The following is a 19,151-nucleotide window of genomic DNA, read 5'->3' as shown; positions in this document are numbered from 1 at the left end:
TTAAAGAACTGAACAATACATGATAGAGAGTTTTTGTCAGCTTCCCGAACCGGGAAGCTGGCTTATATTTGGGGTGTATGGATTATGAAAATTATCGTCCAGAAATACGGAGGAACATCTGTCCGTGATGAGGAAAGCCGTTCATTTGCCAGAGGGCATATTGAAAAGGCAATCAAAGAAGGCTACAAAGTGGTGGTTGTGGTTTCAGCCATGGGAAGAAAAGGCGATCCCTATGCAACAGATACCTTACTATCTCTAGTAAATGGAGCGAAAGCCAGCCTTTCAAAACGAGAACAGGATTTACTTTTGTCAGTAGGAGAAACGATATCTTCTGTCGTATTTACGAACATGCTGTTAGAACATGGTATTAATGCCGTGGCTTATACAGGGGCTCAGGCGGGATTTTTGACTAATTCCGACTATTCTAGTGCCAAAATAATGGAAATGAAATGTGACCGTCTCGTGAAAGAACTGGAATTGAAGGACGTTGTCGTTGTTGCAGGATTCCAGGGTGCAGCTAAAAACGGGGACATTACGACTATTGGCCGTGGCGGAAGCGACACATCAGCTGCAGCATTAGGTGCTGCTTTACAAGCTGAAAGGGTCGATATTTTTACGGATGTGGAAGGAATAATGACTGCCGATCCACGTATTGCCGAGCAAGCTCGTCCATTATCAGTCGTTTCTTATACAGAAGTTTGCAACATGGCTTATCAAGGTGCCAAGGTCATTCATCCCCGTGCTGTTGAAATTGCCATGCAGGCAAAAGTTCCGATCAGGATCCGTTCAACATACAGTGATGGATTAGGAACACTTGTCACAGGTGTAAATAAGGGAAGCCAGGGTAGTGACATACGGGAAAGACTAGTTACAGGAATAGCTCACGTTTCTAAAATAACCCAAATTAAAGTACGAGCGAAAAAAGACCAATATAATTTACAAGCAGAAGTTTTTAAAGCGATGGCCAATGCCTCCATTTCCGTTGACTTTATCAATATTTATCCAAATGGCGTTGTTTATACGGTTTCGGAGGAGATGACAGAACTTGCTCTTTCTATTTTGGCCGAGCTTGGTCATGAACCTGTAATTGAGCGGAATTGTGCTAAAGTTTCTGTAGTCGGTGCAGGCATCAACGGAGTGCCAGGCGTTGCAGCGAAGATTGTCACAGCGCTTTCTGAGAAAGAAATTGCTATTCTTCAATCTGCTGACAGCCATACGACTATTTGGGTTTTAGTAAAAGAAGAAGATTTAGTAGAAGCTGTTAATTCACTTCATTATGCATTTCATTTGCATGAAAGTGAAGCATAATAAGCATACAAGTTTTATTAATTAAAGAGGTGTTATATGATGATATTTGGTAGAGTATCAACGGCAATGGTCACCCCTTTCGATAGCAAGGGAAATGTTGATTTTCAAAAAACGACTTCATTGGTCAATTACTTATTAACGAATGGAACGGATTCACTTGTGCTTTCGGGCACAACTGGGGAGTCTCCAACTTTATCTTCGGAGGAAAAAATCGCCTTATTGCGTCATGTTTCGAAGGTTGTAGAAAAACGGGTACCCGTCATCATGGGTACGGGAAGCAACAATACGTATGCTTCTATTGAGTTGACAAAAAAGGCAGAACAAAACGGTGCAGATGCGATCATGCTTGTGGCTCCGTATTATAATAAAACGAATCAAGAAGGTCTTTACCAACATTTTAAAGTAATTGCAGAAAGTACGACGCTACCTGTAATGGTATATAACATCCCAGGTCGTGCTTCTGTTAATATTGAACCGGAAACAATTATCCGTCTTTCGAAAATTCCCAATATCGTAGCAGTAAAAGAAGCGAGCGGGGATTTAAACGCGATGACTCAAATCATTGCTGAAACGGATGATGATTTTGCGTTATACAGCGGGGATGACGCATTAACGCTGCCAGTACTAGCGATTGGCGGAGCAGGAGTAGTTTCAGTTGCTTCCCATATTGCCGGTAATGAATTACAAAAAATAATAGAAGCTTTTATCGGCGGGAATACGGCCGAGGCGGCCAGGCTACATCAGGAGCTGTTGCCACTTATTAAAAGCTTGTTTGCAGCGCCTAGCCCTGCCCCAGTTAAAACAGCTCTTCAGTTATTTGGAATTGACGTAGGTTCAGTCAGGCTACCAATCGTGCCATTGACTGAACAAGAGCGCCTATCTTTAGCCTCCGTATTAAAAAAATAAATAGTTTCTGAACAAGCTGATCGATTTATGATTGGCTTGTTTTTACATAAAGATGTATTTGTTTGGAAAATAAAGACGATTTTCTTTCCAGTTATAGGATAAAAGTTTATACTTTTAATTATCTTTCGATTAGAAAAGGATAAAAGTCATGTGTTCACCCTTAGTACAGGGAATGGATGCCTTCTACATAAATGCAGGACTATTTTTAAAATAGGAAATAAAGTAAAAAAATTCCTTAGAAAATGGTATGTGTTGTCATGTTTTTTGAACATCGGTTATAATGAAATCATTGGGAAATTATGAACGGCGATTTTTTAAGGAGGATATTCGATTGGGTAAAGATAAAAATAATGGAATAAAAGTTATTTCTCTTGGAGGACAAGGGGAACTTGGTAAAAATATGTACGTCATTGAGGTAAATGAAGACCTCTACCTTCTTGATGCAGGATTAATGCTGCCAGAAGAAGAAATGTTGGGAATTGATGCGGTAATTCCTGACATTTCTTATTTGATGGATAATAAAGAACGGGTACAGGGTATTTTCATTACCCATGGTCATGAAGACCATATGGGTGCGCTTGCTTATGTATTAAAATATTTACCGGTACCTGTTTACGGTACAAAGCTTACACTTGCTTTAATCAAAACAAAATTAAAGGAAGACGGCTTTAATGGCAGGGCAACATTTACTGAGATCGATTCAGATTCTCTTTTAAGTTTCCCTCAAGCAGCCGTGTCCTTTTTCAGGACAAACCATAGTATTCCCGATTCTGTCGGAATTGTAATCCATACGCGTGATGGAGCCATCGTCTATACAGGGGATTTCAAATTTGATCAAGCTGCAACCGATCTTTATAAACCAGAAATCGGTAAAATGGCAAGTATTGGAGAAGAGGGTGTCCTTTGCTTGCTATCTGATAGCACAGGCGCGGAAAGACCGGGTTATACGCCATCTGAAGCAGTTGTGTCAAGGGATATTACAGAAGCCTTCCATGCAGCTTCTGGAAGAATTATTGTTGCTTGCTTTGCTTCAAATATTAATCGAATTCAGCATGTCTTCAATGCAGCGGCGGCTAGTCGAAGGAAAGTGGCTGTTGTGGGTAAAAGCTTGCAACGTGTCTATGAAACAGCCTTAAATCTTGGATACTTAAAGGTCGAGGAAGAGCTGATTATCCCGGTCAATGAAATTAACAAGTATAATGATCGTGAAATCGTTGTATTATCGACTGGGCATCAAGGAGAGCCTATTGCAGCGCTTCAAAAAATGGCGAAACAAACTCATAAGCAGGTAACGATTAAAAAGGGAGATACAGTCTTGATAAGTGCATCCCCCTTACAGGGCGGCGAACTTATTTTATCGAAAACGGTCGACCTACTTTACCGGGTAGGTGCAGAGGTAGTATCTGCTAGTAAATATAAAGTGCACGTAACGGGTCATGGCAGTCAAGAAGAACTGAAAATGATGATTAACTTGATGAATCCTAAATTCCTTATCCCAGTACACGGAGAATACCGTCATTTATATGCCCATCAAAAAGTAGGAATTGCTGCAGGGATAAAACGGGAAAATATCGTGATTGCTGAAAAAGGTGATGTCATCGAATTAAAAGGTGACAAAATGGGCCTCTCCGGCAAAGTCACTGCAGGAAATATCTTAATTGACGGGAGCGGTGTTGGAGATGTGGGTAATATCGTACTCCGTGATCGTCGCTTGTTATCACAGGATGGCATTTTAATCGTCGTTGTCACATTGAACCGTCAAGATAAAAGTATTGCAGCTGGCCCGGAAATCATTTCACGAGGTTTCGTATATGTACGTGAATCAGAAAAAATGATTGGGGAAGCTACTGAGATTGTAAGTGAAATCGTGAAGAAAAATGGATCGCGCCAACCTTTCGATTGGTCTACTCTGAAACAGGAAATGCGTGATGCCTTAAATCAATTCTTCTATGAAAAAACGAAACGCCGTCCAATGATTTTACCAATAATCATGGAGTATTAAGTAAAAAAAACCTGACGAATTATTGTCAGGTTTTTTTTATCTAAGTGAAACCTCTTTATCTTGAAGAATGAAGTCTGAGACTCGTGACATAATAAAGCTATAGGCTTTAGAGAAAGGGGTTGGCATAGTGGATAATGCACCATTACCAAATGAAAATGAAGGCCGGCAGGAAGGTAAAAATTCGACTTTGATTGAAAAAATCCAGCAGCTGGGAACTACAAACGTCCCGCAACTATCACAGGACTCAAAAATCCATTGTTTGACGATCATTGGACAAATTGAAGGACATATGCAGCTGCCGCCTCAGAATAAAACGACCAAATATGAACATGTTATTCCACAAATTGTGGCAATTGAACAAAATCCTAATATTGAGGGACTACTAGTTATTTTAAATACAGTAGGAGGAGACGTTGAAGCGGGACTAGCCATTGCAGAGATGTTGGCATCCCTATCCAAGCCGTCCGTGTCGATTGTACTTGGCGGGGGCCATTCTATTGGTGTTCCGATTGCTGTTTCCTGTGACCATTCCTATATAGCTGAAACAGCGACTATGACTATTCATCCTATACGTTTGACAGGTCTTGTCATAGGAGTGCCGCAAACCTTTGAGTACTTGGATAAAATGCAAGAACGAGTTATTAAATTTGTTACGAGGCATTCCAACGTCACGGAAGAAAGTTTTAAAGACCTAATGTTCGCTAAAGGAAATCTAACCCGAGATATTGGCACGAATGTGATTGGTGCCGAGGCGGTTGAAATTGGGATGATTGATGATGTTGGTGGAGTCGGTCAAGCCATGAGAAAACTAAATAGCTTTATGGATGAGAGAAGGCCAAAAATAGCAGGGGAAGAGGGGCTTCTACAATGACACTCTACACCATTGTTCCTGAAGAAATCATTTTCCCTCATCATCATGAGAAGACTGCGAATTTAATTGAAATGATATATAATGGGGTTCATGTGATGGTTGAACATGACGGAGGGAGAATGTTTCGTATCGATCGAATTGTGAGCACAAACCCTGAAGATTATATGAATGTTCACATTCAGCCGGGTGCTGTCATCAATGTTTTCGACCAGTTGAAAAGCTAGAAAAAACGCTAATATAGGTAAATTATGATATACTAAGAAAAAAATTGGCAGCCGCTTGGCTGCTTTATTCATTATATGAAAGAATTGTCATTATGAGTTGTAATTTAGCTGTATCAAGGGACAAGGTCATTTTTATTTGGTATAATTAGTGAGCGAACATTTGTTTTGTGAAGGGAAATCACTACAGGATGTTGAATAGGATGGATAGAATAGTTTCATGAAGAATCAGGTGATGTTATGGCAAAGAAGAAACGCAGGAAAAAGAAAAGTACAGAGAAATTAAAAATTACGCTGAAATATGAATTAATTGGCTTGACTTTAATAGGGTTGGCAGTCATCGCAATTGCAAAGCTTGGGGCAGTTGGAAAAGGGACGGTCTTTTTAATCCGCTTCTTTATGGGAGAATGGTATATCCTCTTTTTACTGGGAGCGATTGCAGCCGGATTCTATTTGATGATTAAAAGAGAAGTCCCTTACTTGCTGAAACGACAATTAATAGGAATGTATTTCCTTGTCGCGAGCATGCTGTTACTTAGTCATGTAACTCTGTTTAATATGCTTGCAGATGGAGGCCCATTTACGAAGCCGAGCGTCATTTCGAATACATGGGAATTATTCTGGATGGAAGTGACCGGCAAGACAAGTACCAAGGATCTTGGCGGTGGAATGATCGGTGCGATTTTATTTGCTGCTTCTTATTTCTTATTTGATGAAGCGGGATCAAAAATAGTTTCATTCCTCTTTATCATTGTAGGGGGCGTGTTATTGACCGGCAAAACGTTAGGAGAAACTCTTGGTAAATTTTTCATGGGTCTTGGCGGCTTTTTTATAAAGCAATGGTCCGCTTTCAGAGACGATATGAAAACATGGAATGATGACAAAAAAGAAAAGAAAAAAAATCCAGTTAAAAAGAAAAAACGTGAAAAAGAATCGGTGGAAGAAACAGTTCAGGCCATTCAGTCGGAAGATGAAACACAGCAAATGGCAACGGAACGGATCATTTCAAGCTTTGCTGATAAAGCCTATGGCGACGAACCGGAAGTACTTCCGGTTAAAGCGACACCTTCAGTTGAAAGTACAGAGGAGCAGGATGATGCTGTTCCGCCTATGAATTTTACAGAAATAGAAAATAAAGAATATCTTTTACCGCCGCTCTCTTTATTATTGCGACCCAAAAAAACAGACCAAAGCGGGGAGTATCAATTAATCCATGAAAACGCGGCAAAGCTTGAACGCACTTTCCATAGCTTTGGAGTTAAAGCAAGGGTCACACAGGTTCATTTAGGCCCAGCTGTAACCAAATATGAAGTACATCCGGATGTGGGTGTCAAGGTCAGTAAAATTGTCAGCCTTTCCGATGATCTGGCCCTGGCTCTAGCAGCGAAAGATATCCGTATTGAAGCACCAATTCCCGGTAAATCGGCGATTGGAATAGAAGTCCCTAACTCCGAAGTGGCGATGGTGTCACTACGGGAAGTTTTAGAGGCGAAAGAAGTTGACAAGCCTGATGCGAAACTGCAAATCGGTTTAGGACGGAATATTTCGGGTGAAGCGGTTAAGGCGGAGCTTAATAAAATGCCGCATTTACTTGTAGCGGGAGCGACAGGCAGTGGGAAATCCGTTTGTATTAACGGTATTATCACGAGTATCTTGATGCGGGCAAAACCACATGAAGTGAAGATGATGATGATTGATCCTAAAATGGTGGAGCTTAATGTATATAATGGAATTCCCCATTTACTGGCCCCAGTTGTGACAAATCCCAAAAAAGCTGCTCAGGCTTTGCAAAAAGTGGTCAGTGAAATGGAACGTCGCTATGAGCTATTTTCCCATTCTGGTACGCGTAATATTGAAGGTTATAACGATTATATTAATCGGTATAATATTGAGGAAGATGCCAAGCAGCCGCTCCTGCCTTATATCGTAGTTATTGTGGATGAATTGGCTGACTTGATGATGGTCGCCTCAAATGATGTGGAGGATGCCATCACACGCCTTGCTCAAATGGCACGGGCTGCTGGTATCCATTTAATCATTGCCACTCAGCGGCCGTCTGTCGATGTTATAACAGGGGTCATAAAAGCGAACATCCCATCCCGGATTGCTTTTAGTGTATCATCGATGACAGATTCAAGAACAATTCTGGATATGGGGGGAGCCGAAAAACTGTTAGGACGAGGTGACATGCTATTCTTGCCTGCGGGAGCTTCGAAACCGGTTCGGGTCCAAGGTGCCTTTTTATCCGATCATGAAGTCGAGGAAGTCGTCACATATGTTATTTCGCAACAGAAAGCTCAGTATAATGAAGAAATGATTCCGGACGAAATACAAGAGACTTCTAGCGGTGAAGTCGAAGATAGTTTGTACGGGGATGCTGTGTCCTTAATTATAGAAATGCAGACGGCATCTGTCTCGATGCTGCAACGTCGTTTCCGGATTGGCTATACCCGTGCTGCCAGATTAATTGATGAAATGGAAGCAAGAGGAATTGTCGGTCCATATGAGGGCAGCAAACCACGAAATGTATTGTTATCTAAAGATGAACAGGATGAAGCTCATTTATCATAGGTAATTAAAAAACCGGGCAGGCGCCCGGTTTTTTAATTGATCATTGCTTCGTCTAAATGTTTAAGGCAGAAGTCAGAAATCATTGCTTCTTCCTCTTCCTCTAAATCAAAATCGAGTACTTCGTCGTTCCCTTTTTCATAAATATCATATTTAATCAGCTTGCCTACTTGTTCTTCAACAACAAATAGTACCCGGATATATAAACCATTCTCTGAAAAGAGCTCGTCTTCTTCCGGTACTTCAATATCCAAGAAATACTCGAAACGCTCTCCGGATAAAATCCCGAATGGATCATTCAATTTTTCAACGCTGTATTCTGTAATGTTTAACATCATGTGTTCATCCCTTCAAAGAAGATAAATACTATTATACAGGAAAAAAGTATCTTGAAAAGAAAGCTACCGATTTTCATTTTGCATTTATAAAAAAATATTTTATCTGATTTAGGAGAATAATCGTACAACTTCTACGGCCTTTACTAGAGTAAAAGGCACAGGGGAGGGTAATTTATCCTAAATTCTTTTATGTTAAATAGTAAAACACTATTTATTTATATCGAAAAAAATGTTATATTATTTTCGATTAGTAGGAATGATTCAACATCAGAGGTCTGATGTCTTAAGAAACTAGCTGGGGGAAACTGTATGTCAATTAAATCAGATAGTCGACATTTATATTTGCAGGTCATTGATTACCTGAAGCAGGATATTGAAGCAGGAGTTTATCAGGAAAATGAAAAATTCCCTTCTGAATTTGATCTTGCAAAAAAACTGGGAGTGAGTAGGGCGACACTTCGAGAAGCGCTGCGGATTTTAGAAGAAGAAAACATTATCATTCGCCGCCATGGAGTTGGAACTTTTGTCAATCCAAAACCTCGGTTTACTTCTGGTATCGAGCAATTAAAAAGTGTCACGAACATGATTGAAGAGGCAGGGATGAAGCCGGGTACGATTTTCTTAAGCTCGACGGCTCAAGAACCTACAGACGAGGATATCCGCAGGTTTTCTTGTTCACCAGTTGAACGCATCGTGAGTATTGAACGTGTAAGAACAGCAGATGGCGAGCCGGTTATCTACTGTGTCGACAAAATTCCTGAATCAATTCTTTCAGAAAATTTTGACCGTAATGATGAGTCTCTTTTTGATATATTGGAAAGAGATGCGAATCGGAAAATTACGCATGCCGTAGCAGAAATTGAGCCGATCGGGTATCATGAGAAAGTTTCTCCTATCCTGAAATGTTCGTCAGAAGCCGCATTACTCGTTCTGAAGCAGATGCATTTGGATGATTGGGACCAGCCTATCCTATATTCTGTAAACTACTTTAAAGCCAATATGTTTAGTTTTCATGTTCTTCGGAAGCGAGTTTAGTTCAAAACTCTTACATACGGATGAATGCAAGCGTTTGTTTCGATTCTTAAAAATTGATCAAACGTATGTAAAAAAAATTTACCGAGATGTGAAAACGCAAACATGAATGACTTTTCAGAACATTCCTGCTGAAAAATTATAAATCTTAGGGGGTAAAAAATTGAAAAAGCGCAAATTAGGTCTAGCTCTTTCACTTGTTCTTGCTGCTGGTACGCTTTTAGGAGCATGTGGTAATTCAGAGAATGATGATAAAGAATCTTCAAATGGGAAAGAAAAGAAGGATAACTTCACAGTAGCTATGGTTACCGATACAGGCGGCGTCGATGATGAATCGTTCAACCAATCAGCTTGGAAGGGAATTCAGGAATTCGGTAAAGAAAATGATTTGGAAAAAGGTAAAGATGGATACAACTATCTTCAATCTAAATCGGATGCTGACTATGCTAAAAACTTGAATACGCTTGTTCGTGAAGATTACAAACTTATCTACGGTATCGGTTTCCTTTTAGCCGAGTCTGTTGGTGAAGTGGCTGACCAACGTCCAGATTCACAATTTGCTATTGTGGATACAGTTGTAGATAAAAAGAATGTAGCCAGCATTAATTTTAAAGAACAGCAAGGATCATTCCTTGTTGGTGTAATTGCCGGTCTACAAACGAAAACAAACAAAGTCGGTTTTATCGGTGGAGTTGAATCTGAATTAATCAAGAAATTCGAAATTGGCTTTAAGGCTGGGGTTTTATCTGTAAATCCGGATGCGAAGGTAGAAGTTAAATATGCCGGAGATTTCAATAAAGCTGACATCGGGAAATCTACTGCAGGATCTATGTATTCTTCAGGTATTGATATCATTTATCATGCTGCTGGCGGAACTGGAAAAGGTGTATTTACTGAGGCAGTCGAGCAAAAACAAAAAGATCCTAAGAGAGAAATTTATGTTATCGGTGTAGACAGTGACCAAGCTAAATTAGGAGCAGTTCCTGGAACAGACGACAACGTTACTTTAACTTCTATGATAAAACGTGTTGATGTTGCAGTTAAAGACCTTTCTACGAAAGCCAAAGAAGGAAACTTCCCAGGTGGAGAAGTTATCGAATACGGTATCAAAGAAAATGGTGTAGGCATTTCTGATACAAAAGATAACGTAACTGAAGAATCTTTAAAAGCGGTTGAAGAATGGACAGAGAAAATTAAATCAGGTGAATTCGTAGTTCCTGGTACGGATAAAGAATTCAAAAAACTTGGTTTATAAGCTGTGATTTTAGAGAGAGTAGGGAGGCATAATTGCCCTCTATTCTTTCTTTTCTACATATAGTTCCTGGAGACTGTAAAATATCGAATGAAAAACTATGATAGAATCGTAGTTTTTCATTTGGTTTTTTCAAAAAAACCAAATTGGTAAGGAACAGCAATTTTTAATTAAGAATCATTTACACTCATTTTAGGAGTTGATAATACGTGGAATATGTAATTGAGATGCTCAATATCCGAAAGGAATTCCCAGGCATCGTCGCTAATGATAACGTAACCCTTCAAGTGAAAAAAGGGGAGATTCACGCATTATTAGGTGAAAATGGTGCGGGTAAATCTACATTGATGAATGTTTTATTCGGCCTATACCAGCCAGAGCAGGGAGAAATCCGTGTAAATGGCAAGCCAGTCAAGATTACCAGTCCGAACATTGCCAATGAATTAGGGATTGGGATGGTGCATCAGCATTTTATGCTTGTTGACCCTTTTACAGTAACAGAAAATATAATTTTAGGAAAAGAACCTTCCAAAGGAGGTAAAATCGACTTAAAAGAAGCGAGTGAGGAAGTTAGGAAACTATCAGAACAATATCAGCTTCGTGTCGACCCTTATGCAAAAATTGCAGATATTTCAATAGGGATGCAGCAGCGTGTCGAAATTCTAAAAACGCTATACCGTGGTGCAGAGATACTGATTTTCGATGAGCCAACAGCTGTGTTGACTCCTCAAGAGATTAAGGAACTGATTTTTATAATGAAGGCTTTGATCAAAGAGGGGAAATCAATCATTTTGATTACTCACAAACTTAAGGAAATTATGGAGGTTTGTGATCGGGTAACTGTCATCCGCAAGGGGCAGGGGATTGGGACAGTGAATGTCAATGAAACGAATCCTAACGAATTGGCCAGCTTAATGGTTGGTCGGGAAGTTCTATTTAAAACGGAAAAAACGGCAGCCTCCCCCTCTGATGTTGTTCTTGATGTTAGCGGACTAGAAGTCAAGGATTCACGGGGAGTTTCAGCTGTCCGGAACTTGGAATTAACGGTTCGTGCAGGGGAGATTGTCGGGATTGCCGGTGTAGATGGCAATGGTCAATCGGAATTAATTGAAGCATTAGCAGGCTTAAGGAAGACGACAGCAGGGTCCATAAAATTAAATGGGAAAGAAATTAGGAATCTAAAGCCGCGCAAAATTACTGAATCAGGCGTGGGTCATATTCCAGAAGACAGGCATAAGCATGGCTTAGTTCTCGATTATAGCATTGGAGAAAATATCGTCTTGCAAACATATTATCAAAAGCCCTATTCAAAAGCTGGTATTTTAAATTCAAAGAGAATCTTTGAAAAAGCGCGTTCATTGATTAAAAGTTACGATGTTCGGACTCCAAGTGAATATACGCCAGCTAGGGCCCTTTCTGGCGGGAATCAGCAAAAGGCAATCATAGGAAGGGAAGTTGATAGGAACCCAGATCTATTGATTGCCGCGCAGCCAACTCGCGGACTCGATGTTGGGGCGATTGAATTTATTCATAAACGCCTGATTGAACAGCGTGATGCAGGAAAAGCGGTACTCCTCATTTCATTTGAATTAGATGAAATCATGAATGTGAGCGATAAAATTGCCGTTATTTATGAAGGAGAAATCGTCGCCATTGTCAATCCTAAAGAAACGACTGAACAGGAGCTTGGTCTTCTTATGGCTGGCAGCAAGCGTATGGAAGCAGGTGGAAAACAAAATGTCTAAGTATTTTTCTAAATTAACAAGTCCAGTGATAGCGGTTATCCTTGGCTTAATTGTTGGGGCTATCATCATGTTAGTAAGTGGCTATGATCCAATTGCAGGGTATGGCTCCATGATTGGTGGAATTGTTGGAGATTCGTATTATGTAGGAGAATCCGTCAGGACAATTATTCCTTATATCCTCGCTGGTTTGGCGGTAGCCTTTGCTTTTCGTACTGGTCTGTTCAATATCGGAGTCGAAGGGCAATTAATTGTTGGTTGGCTGGCCGCAGTATGGGTAGGGATTGCCTTTGATCTTCCAAGAATTATCCATTTGCCATTAGCGATCTTAGCGGGAGCAGCTGCAGGTGCTTTGTGGGCATTTATTCCGGGATATTTAAAAGCTAAGTTTCGAGTACACGAAGTAATCGTTTCTATTATGCTGAACTATACAGCTTTATATGTAACGAATTATTTAATTCGGAATGTAATGACAGACAAGCTTGATAAAACTGAAAGAATTGCTGATACAGCATCACTACGGTCGCCTTTCTTTGAAAGCATTACGGATTTTTCCCGTATGCATTGGGGAATAGTCGTAGCTATTATTTGTGTAATCATCATGTGGTTCATTCTCGAAAGAACAAAAACGGGATTTGAACTGAAAGCGGTAGGATTCAATCAGCACGCATCAGAGTATGCAGGGATGAGCGTTAATAAAAACATCATTCTTTCCATGGTTATTTCTGGTGCATTTGCAGGCCTTGCTGGTGCCATGGAAGGCTTAGGAACCTTCGGTTATGCTGCGGTCAAAGGTGGATTTACAGGTATGGGCTTTGATGGGATTGCAGTAGCCTTACTAGGAGCAAATACGGCTATTGGAGTAGTTCTTGCTGCTTTATTATTTGGCGGTCTGAAGGCAGGGGCCTTAAATATGCCGCTCGAAACTGGCATACCAAGTGAAATTGTGGATATTGTCATAGCATTGATTATTTTCTTCGTCGCATCCAGTTATTTTATTCGTTGGATTGCCGCTCGATTTAAGAAAGGGGTGAAATAAGTGGATTTTTACCAAGTATTACAAATTATTATTCCATCTATGATTGCTCTAGCTGCTCCACTTATATTCACTTCACTCGGAGGAGTGTTTTCTGAACGAGCAGGTGTCATAAACATTGGTTTAGAAGGATTAATGGTCATTGGTGCTTTTACGGGAATTGTTTTTAACTTAATGTTTGCAGATGTTTTCGGGCAATGGACTCCATGGCTGGCTGTTTTAGCGGCAATGATTGCTGGATTGTTATTCTCAGTTCTTCATGCTGTGGCGTGTATAACTTTTAGAGCTGATCAAACGGTAAGTGGGGTTGCAATCAACTTATTGGCTGTAGGCCTCACTATGTTTTTAGTGAAGCTGATTTATGACAAAGGCCAAACAGATCGAATTACAGAAACATTCCCAAGGATTGATGTTCCTTTATTAAGTGATATTCCATTTATAGGTCCTATCCTTTTTTCAAATGGTTATTATATTGTCTATATAGCCATTTTGATATCTTTTGTCGTATGGTATGTACTTTATAAAACCCCATTTGGTTTAAGGATTCGTGCAGTAGGGGAGCATCCTATGGCTGCTGATACGATGGGTGTCAATGTTACGAAAATCCGCTATGCAGCGGTTCTGCTATCTGGTGCATTTGGCGGAATCGGCGGTGCGATTTATGCTACTATTTTTTCGAATGAATTTAATCATGCGACAATTAATGGTCAAGGATTTATGGCCATTGCCGCTATGATTTTCGGTAAATGGCATCCAATCGGTGCGATGGGGGCAGCGCTATTCTTTGGATTAGCCCAGAGTTTAAGCATTGTAGGATCGAGCCTTCCTTTCTTCAAGGACATCCCATCCGTTTACCTATTAATCGCGCCTTATGTACTAACAATCATAGCATTAACAGGCTTCATTGGCCGCGCAGATGCTCCAAAAGCTTCTGGCCAGCCATATATTAAAGGGAAAAGATAAGTTATTAACCGGTCCGCTTTATGTGCTGACCGGTTTTTCCTTGTGAAAGAGAGGAAAGATTTTAAGCAATATGTGGAGTCCTTGTTGAAATAAAAAAAATAGCTGTAACTTGCATGATTTTTCCTTTCGCATGTATATTTTAAGTAGATGTTTAAAAGGTTACCTATCTACAAACAATAAGCTAATAAAGTTGAATTATATATTGAGGAGGATTATTCATGTCTATTGCTTCCGATACAATTACGGAAAAAAGCGGCTACAGGCTTCACGTGGTCCGCACGGATAAATATAAAACGAATACTCTCGTTCTGAAAATGAAAGCACCGTTGACAAAAGAGAACGTTACATATCGTGCATTACTGCCATATGTGCTACAAAGCAATACAAGTAAATATCCTACAACACCCGAGCTTCGATCTTATCTTGATGATCTTTATGGAGCAGGGTTTTATGTCGATGTCGCTAAAAAAGGAGAATACCAAATCCTAAGCTTTACAATCGATATCGTCAATGAAAAATTTCTAAGTGACCCGACGCCGCTTCTTGAAAAGGCTTTTATGTTGTTATCCGAAGTGATATTTCATCCAAAGAAAAATGGTGAAGCCTTTGACCACAAAACGGTCTCTAATGAAATTCGGTCATTAAAACAGCGGATTCAATCAATTTCCGATGATAAAATGCGGTATTCTGCAACACGTCTTGTTGAAGAAATGTGCAAAAACGAACCATATGCTCTAGAAGCGAGCGGGAATCTACAAGACTTGGAGACGATTACCCCTGAGTCCCTTTTTACCTATTATAAAAAAGTATTAACTGAGGATGAAATTGATTTATATGTGATCGGAGATATCGACGAAGCAGAAGTTGAAGTCTTAGCTGACAAATATGTCTCCCTCCTTCCAGATCGTGTGGCGGCAAGGCTGCAGAGGGATACAGGTAAAGAAGTAGGTAAGGAAAAAGAAATCATTGAGAATTCTGACGTGAAACAAGGAAAATTGAATATAGGTTATCGAACCTATGTCGCGTATGGTGATTCGGATTATTATGCATTACAGCTATTCAATGGGATTTTTGGTGGCTTTTCACATTCAAAGCTTTTCATCAATGTCCGGGAGAAAGCTAGCCTTGCCTATTACGCAGCCTCTAGGCTCGAAAGCCATAAAGGCCTTCTAATGGTTATGGCAGGTATTGAAAATGCCAACTATAAGCAAGCACTAGATATTATTAATGAACAAATGAATGAAATGAAGCAAGGGAATTTTTCTGAAGAAGAACTGGCACAGACAAAAGCGGTCATTAAAAATCAACTTCTTGAAACCATTGACGTTTCGAGAGGTCTGGTCGAAATTTTATATCATAATGTGGTTTCCGGCCATGATATCTCACTCGACGAATGGTTTGCAAAAACAGAGCAGACGACAAAGGAAGAAATCGTCGCCGTTGGTCAAAAAATTCAGCTTGATACGATCTATTTCCTAACAGAAGCGGAGGTGCAAGGGTAATGGAGAAAATAGTATTTAGTCAATTGAAAGAAGAGCTTTTCCATGAAAAATTGGAGAATGGCCTTGAAGTATATATTCTCCCGAAAAAAGAGTTTAATAAATCCTTCGCGACGTTTACAACGAAGTATGGTTCAGTCGACAATCATTTTAAACCATTGAATCAAAAAGAATTCTCGAAGGTGCCTGATGGAATTGCACATTTTCTAGAACATAAGCTTTTTGAAAAAGAAGATGGTGATGTTTTTCAGCAATTCTCAAAGCAGGGAGCATCTGCAAATGCCTTCACTTCGTTTACCCGGACAGCTTATCTATTCTCAAGCACTTCCGACTTTGAAAGGAATTTAACGACGTTGATCGACTTTGTTCAGGACCCATATTTTTCGGAAAAGACTGTAGAGAAGGAAAAAGGAATCATTGGGCAGGAAATTAATATGTATGATGATAATTCTGATTGGCGATTATATTTCGGGACGATTGCAAACATGTATCATCAACATCCTGTGAAAATTGATATTGCCGGTACAGTGGAATCTATTGCTGGTATTACGAAAGACATGCTTTACGAATGTTATAATACGTTTTATCATCCAAGCAACATGCTGTTATTCGTTGTAGGCCCGGTTGATGCTGAAAGTACCATGAAGTTGATTCGGGATAATCAAAATAATAAAGAATATCAGGAACAGCCGGAAGTAGAGCGTAAATTTGAAGCAGAGCCGGAAACGGTTGCTAAAGATAAGGAAATATTAAAAATGAATGTTCAGACACCGAAAGTGATGGTGGGAATCAAGGCTACCGATGTTTATCAATCCGGTGTACAACTATTGAAAAGGGAGTTGGCGACCAATATTTATTTAGAAATGTTGTTCGGCAAAAGTTCTCCTCTGCACGAAACAATGTACGAGAAGGGTTTGATTGATCAAAGCTTCTCTTATGACTATACGCAGGAACAAGGTTTTGGGTTTGCATTAATTGGCGGGGATAGTACAAAACCTGAAGAACTAACAGAGTCTTTATTGGAAATTCTGCAAAAGTCCAAATCTGGAACCGGCTTGAGTGAAGAAAGCCTGCAGAGGACGATTAAGAAGAAAATCGGTTCTTTCCTTCGTTCTCTGAATTCACCGGAATATATTGCGAATCAATTCACCCGATATGCTTTCAATGATATGAACTTGTTTGATGTGGTATCGGTATTGGAAAAACTTACGATTGAAGATATAGGGAAGGTCGCCAAGGAATTTATATCCGATGAACGGATGACAGTCTGTCATGTACTTCCAAAATAATATATAAAGGGGGCGTAAATGTGGGGAAGCGTTTTGCCCTTATTACGGGAGCTAGTGGAGGAATCGGCAGGGAAATTGCTTTAAAGCTCGCCGAGGAGAACTATTCACTTTATCTACATTACAACAGCAACGAGGAAGCGATTCTGAAGTTGATTGAAGAGCTTAAACAATATCAGGTTGAACTTATTCCGATTCAAGCAGATTTAGCCGCAGCGGACGGATACAAGAAACTGGCGCAAAATATTTTTGCCCTTCATGCCATCGTTCTTAATAGTGGCAATAGCTATTATGGACTCATATCCGACATGGATGAGCAAATCGTTAATGAAATGGTTCAGTTGCATGTAACGAGTCCTTTCCAATTATCAAAGGAACTACTTCCGAAATTAATGTATCAAGAACAGGCTGCCATCGTGGCCGTCACATCCATTTGGGGACAGACGGGTGCATCTTGTGAAGTGCTATATTCAATGGTCAAGGGCAGTCAAAATGCTTTTATCAAGGCGTTAAGCAAAGAGGTATCCCTTAATGGAATTAGGGTCAATGCAGTTGCTCCCGGGGCGATTTCCACTTCTATGCTTGAGTCTTTCAGTGCCGAAGACTTGGAAATCATAAAAGGCGATATTCCTATGGGACGTATGGGTAGTTCGAAGGAAGTAGCCGAGGCCGTGTTTTATTTACTGTCTGACAAGGCCTCTTATATAACCGGGCAAATCTTAGGAGTAAACGGTGGCTGGTACACCTGATTTTTTTAATACTATGTATAATTCTTTCGTTTCCTTCACAAAATATCTATGTACTATTTTGAAGGAAAGGGTGACCATTCATGTCTGTACTAGACAATTGGGATCAATGGAAAAATTTCTTAGGCGACAGATTAAATCAAGGTGAACAACAAGGTTTGTCAGAAGGTGCTGTTAACAACTTAGCTTTCGAAATTGGTGATTACCTTGCTCAGCAGGTTGATCCTAAAAACGATCAAGAGAAAGTACTTGCTGACCTTTGGTCGGTTGCAAGCGATGATGAAAAACATGCCATGGCAAGCGTTATGGTCAAGTTAGTTGGAAACAATGGAACAAAGTAAATTTTCAAGCCAAAGGCCCTGTTATTTAAATAACAGGGCCTTTGGCTTGAAGATAACTACCTGATCTATCCTCTAATATAAAAATGAACACTTTTATAGGGTTTTTCCTTTTAACTTATCACGAAATACTATATTATAGAAGCTAGACAATAATAATTAATGGTTACAGACCTTGAAATTTACGATGGATAAGTTTTGCTCGAATGTTGGGTAAAAGCTTCTAGGCTTAAGGAGTGTTATCGTGGAGAAAAAAGAATGGTATTTTGAATATGAAATTCAAGTCAACCGTCCAGGTTTATTGGGGGATATTTCATCCCTGCTGGGTATGCTATCCATCAATATCATCACTATTAACGGTGTCGATGAAGGTAGGCGAGGTTTACTTCTAATGGCAGAAGATAGCCGGAATATAGAAAGATTCGAATCAATCCTCCATACGATGGATACGATAAAGGTCATTAAGCTTAGGGAACCTAAATTACGTGATCGTCTTGCTGTCAGGCATGGGCGTTATATTCAGCGCGATGCTGATGAAAAAAACACGTTCAGGTTTGTACGTGATGAACTAGGGTTGCTTGTCGATTTCTTGGCCGAGTTATTTAAACAAGAAGGTCATAAGTTAATCGGGATTCGAGGCATGCCCCGCGTAGGGAAAACCGAATCTATCGTAGCCTCGAGTGTATGTGCTAATAAAAGATGGTTATTTGTGTCATCCACCCTTTTAAAGCAGACTATCCGCAGTCAGCTTATTGAAGATGAATATAACAATGATAATTTGTTTATTTTAGATGGGATTGTTTCAACTCGCCGTGCAAATGAGCGTCATTGGCAGCTAATCCGCGAAATCATGAGGCTTGATGCTGTCAAAGTCATCGAACATCCTGACGTTTTTGTACAAAATACGGAGTATACTCTCGAAGACTTTGATTATATTATTGAATTGCGAAACAATCCAGATGAAGAAATAACATATGAAGTTGTCGACCAAAAAGACCAGTTTTCAGGGTCGGAATTTGGTTCCTTTGACTTTTAAAATGGCA

The 19,151-nt window shown here is 39.9% G+C and carries 17 protein-coding genes; 16 read left to right on the top strand and 1 reads right to left on the bottom strand.

All coding sequences use genetic code 11. The features are described from left to right. Nucleotides 1-84 precede the first annotated feature (84 nt). The 6 genes from dapG (at nucleotide 85) to JFU50_RS00960 (ending at nucleotide 7,879) form a co-directional block, all read left to right on the top strand. Nucleotides 85-1,308: an aspartate kinase gene (gene dapG / locus JFU50_RS00985; protein WP_053345375.1), complete on the top strand. Its 1,224-nt coding sequence runs from the start codon at nucleotides 85-87 to the stop codon at nucleotides 1,306-1,308. A gap of 36 nt (nucleotides 1,309-1,344) precedes the next feature. Next, nucleotides 1,345-2,214 (top strand): 4-hydroxy-tetrahydrodipicolinate synthase, encoded by an 870-nt coding sequence (gene dapA, locus JFU50_RS00980; RefSeq protein WP_053345376.1) that lies wholly within the window; start codon nucleotides 1,345-1,347, stop codon nucleotides 2,212-2,214. Nucleotides 2,215-2,545: 331 nt separating this feature from the next. Then, nucleotides 2,546-4,216 (top strand): ribonuclease J, encoded by a 1,671-nt coding sequence (locus tag JFU50_RS00975; RefSeq protein WP_201181394.1) that lies wholly within the window; start codon nucleotides 2,546-2,548, stop codon nucleotides 4,214-4,216. A gap of 124 nt (nucleotides 4,217-4,340) precedes the next feature. Further along, nucleotides 4,341-5,087 (top strand): ClpP family protease, encoded by a 747-nt coding sequence (locus JFU50_RS00970; RefSeq protein ID WP_180319959.1) that lies wholly within the window; start codon nucleotides 4,341-4,343, stop codon nucleotides 5,085-5,087. After that, nucleotides 5,084-5,311 (top strand): YlzJ-like family protein, encoded by a 228-nt coding sequence (locus tag JFU50_RS00965; protein WP_201181392.1) that lies wholly within the window; start codon nucleotides 5,084-5,086, stop codon nucleotides 5,309-5,311. Before JFU50_RS00970 ends, JFU50_RS00965 begins: the two co-directional genes overlap by 4 nt. Nucleotides 5,312-5,548: 237 nt before the next feature. Continuing rightward, nucleotides 5,549-7,879 (top strand): DNA translocase FtsK, encoded by a 2,331-nt coding sequence (locus JFU50_RS00960; protein ID WP_201221373.1) that lies wholly within the window; start codon nucleotides 5,549-5,551, stop codon nucleotides 7,877-7,879. 32 nt (nucleotides 7,880-7,911) lie between these two features. Here JFU50_RS00960 and JFU50_RS00955 read toward each other — a convergent pair whose 3' ends face one another. Further along, nucleotides 7,912-8,211 carry a DUF6509 family protein gene (locus JFU50_RS00955; RefSeq protein WP_098175318.1) on the bottom strand — a complete coding sequence of 100 codons (300 nt, stop codon included), beginning with the start codon at nucleotides 8,209-8,211 and terminating at the stop codon, nucleotides 7,912-7,914. 312 nt (nucleotides 8,212-8,523) lie between these two features. On the opposite strand from JFU50_RS00955, the gene JFU50_RS00950 reads away from it, so the two are divergent. The 10 genes from JFU50_RS00950 (at nucleotide 8,524) to JFU50_RS00905 (ending at nucleotide 19,144) form a co-directional block, all read left to right on the top strand. Further along, nucleotides 8,524-9,249, top strand: coding sequence for a GntR family transcriptional regulator (locus tag JFU50_RS00950; RefSeq protein WP_201181386.1), 726 nt, complete (start codon nucleotides 8,524-8,526; stop codon nucleotides 9,247-9,249). Nucleotides 9,250-9,409: 160 nt separating this feature from the next. Next, nucleotides 9,410-10,501 (top strand): BMP family lipoprotein, encoded by a 1,092-nt coding sequence (locus JFU50_RS00945; RefSeq protein ID WP_053345382.1) that lies wholly within the window; start codon nucleotides 9,410-9,412, stop codon nucleotides 10,499-10,501. A gap of 206 nt (nucleotides 10,502-10,707) precedes the next feature. Next, nucleotides 10,708-12,243 carry an ABC transporter ATP-binding protein gene (locus JFU50_RS00940; protein WP_201181384.1) on the top strand — a complete coding sequence of 512 codons (1,536 nt, stop codon included), beginning with the start codon at nucleotides 10,708-10,710 and terminating at the stop codon, nucleotides 12,241-12,243. Then, complete coding sequence (locus tag JFU50_RS00935) at nucleotides 12,236-13,279, top strand: ABC transporter permease (protein WP_056526880.1); 1,044 nt, start codon at nucleotides 12,236-12,238, stop codon at nucleotides 13,277-13,279. The genes JFU50_RS00940 and JFU50_RS00935 overlap by 8 nt, the downstream gene beginning before the upstream one ends. Further along, nucleotides 13,280-14,239, top strand: a complete 960-nt coding sequence (locus JFU50_RS00930) for an ABC transporter permease (protein WP_201181383.1) — start codon at nucleotides 13,280-13,282, stop codon at nucleotides 14,237-14,239. A gap of 218 nt (nucleotides 14,240-14,457) precedes the next feature. Continuing rightward, nucleotides 14,458-15,741: an EF-P 5-aminopentanol modification-associated protein YfmF gene (gene yfmF, locus JFU50_RS00925; protein WP_201181382.1), complete on the top strand. Its 1,284-nt coding sequence runs from the start codon at nucleotides 14,458-14,460 to the stop codon at nucleotides 15,739-15,741. After that, the gene (gene yfmH / locus JFU50_RS00920) at nucleotides 15,741-17,027 is read left to right on the top strand and encodes an EF-P 5-aminopentanol modification-associated protein YfmH (RefSeq protein ID WP_201181381.1); all 1,287 of its coding nucleotides are present in this window, start codon (nucleotides 15,741-15,743) and stop codon (nucleotides 17,025-17,027) included. Before yfmF ends, yfmH begins: the two co-directional genes overlap by 1 nt. A gap of 20 nt (nucleotides 17,028-17,047) precedes the next feature. Continuing rightward, nucleotides 17,048-17,773, top strand: a complete 726-nt coding sequence (ymfI, locus tag JFU50_RS00915) for an elongation factor P 5-aminopentanone reductase (protein ID WP_201181380.1) — start codon at nucleotides 17,048-17,050, stop codon at nucleotides 17,771-17,773. Between the two features lie 80 nt (nucleotides 17,774-17,853). Then, a complete protein-coding gene (locus JFU50_RS00910) occupies nucleotides 17,854-18,111 on the top strand; it encodes a DUF3243 domain-containing protein (protein ID WP_201181379.1) in 258 nt (85 codons plus the stop codon). A gap of 241 nt (nucleotides 18,112-18,352) precedes the next feature. After that, nucleotides 18,353-19,144, top strand: a complete 792-nt coding sequence (locus JFU50_RS00905; RefSeq protein ID WP_201181378.1) for a DUF3388 domain-containing protein — start codon at nucleotides 18,353-18,355, stop codon at nucleotides 19,142-19,144. The last annotated feature ends 7 nt before the right edge of the window (nucleotides 19,145-19,151 follow it).

The organism is Peribacillus sp. TH14 (assembly GCF_016651145.1).
GTDB classification, from domain to species: Bacteria; Bacillota; Bacilli; order Bacillales; family DSM-1321; genus Peribacillus; species Peribacillus butanolivorans.
Note: the sequence above shows the minus strand (reverse complement) of the source record. Positions and strands in the feature narration are given on the sequence as shown.

What these genes read in the sequence shown, in the direction of transcription:
- JFU50_RS00910 (WP_201181379.1), top strand. Translation starts at nt 17,854, where the DNA reads ATGTCTGTACTAGACAATTGGGATCAATGGAAAAATTTCTTAGGCGAC.
- yfmF (WP_201181382.1), top strand. Translation starts at nt 14,458, where the DNA reads ATGTCTATTGCTTCCGATACAATTACGGAAAAAAGCGGCTACAGGCTT.
- JFU50_RS00955 (WP_098175318.1), bottom strand. Translation starts at nt 8,211, where the DNA reads ATGTTAAACATTACAGAATACAGCGTTGAAAAATTGAATGATCCATTC.
- JFU50_RS00960 (WP_201221373.1), top strand. Translation starts at nt 5,549, where the DNA reads ATGGCAAAGAAGAAACGCAGGAAAAAGAAAAGTACAGAGAAATTAAAA.
- JFU50_RS00965 (WP_201181392.1), top strand. Translation starts at nt 5,084, where the DNA reads ATGACACTCTACACCATTGTTCCTGAAGAAATCATTTTCCCTCATCAT.
- JFU50_RS00950 (WP_201181386.1), top strand. Translation starts at nt 8,524, where the DNA reads ATGTCAATTAAATCAGATAGTCGACATTTATATTTGCAGGTCATTGAT.
- dapG (WP_053345375.1), top strand. Translation starts at nt 85, where the DNA reads ATGAAAATTATCGTCCAGAAATACGGAGGAACATCTGTCCGTGATGAG.
- JFU50_RS00935 (WP_056526880.1), top strand. Translation starts at nt 12,236, where the DNA reads ATGTCTAAGTATTTTTCTAAATTAACAAGTCCAGTGATAGCGGTTATC.
- yfmH (WP_201181381.1), top strand. Translation starts at nt 15,741, where the DNA reads ATGGAGAAAATAGTATTTAGTCAATTGAAAGAAGAGCTTTTCCATGAA.
- dapA (WP_053345376.1), top strand. Translation starts at nt 1,345, where the DNA reads ATGATGATATTTGGTAGAGTATCAACGGCAATGGTCACCCCTTTCGAT.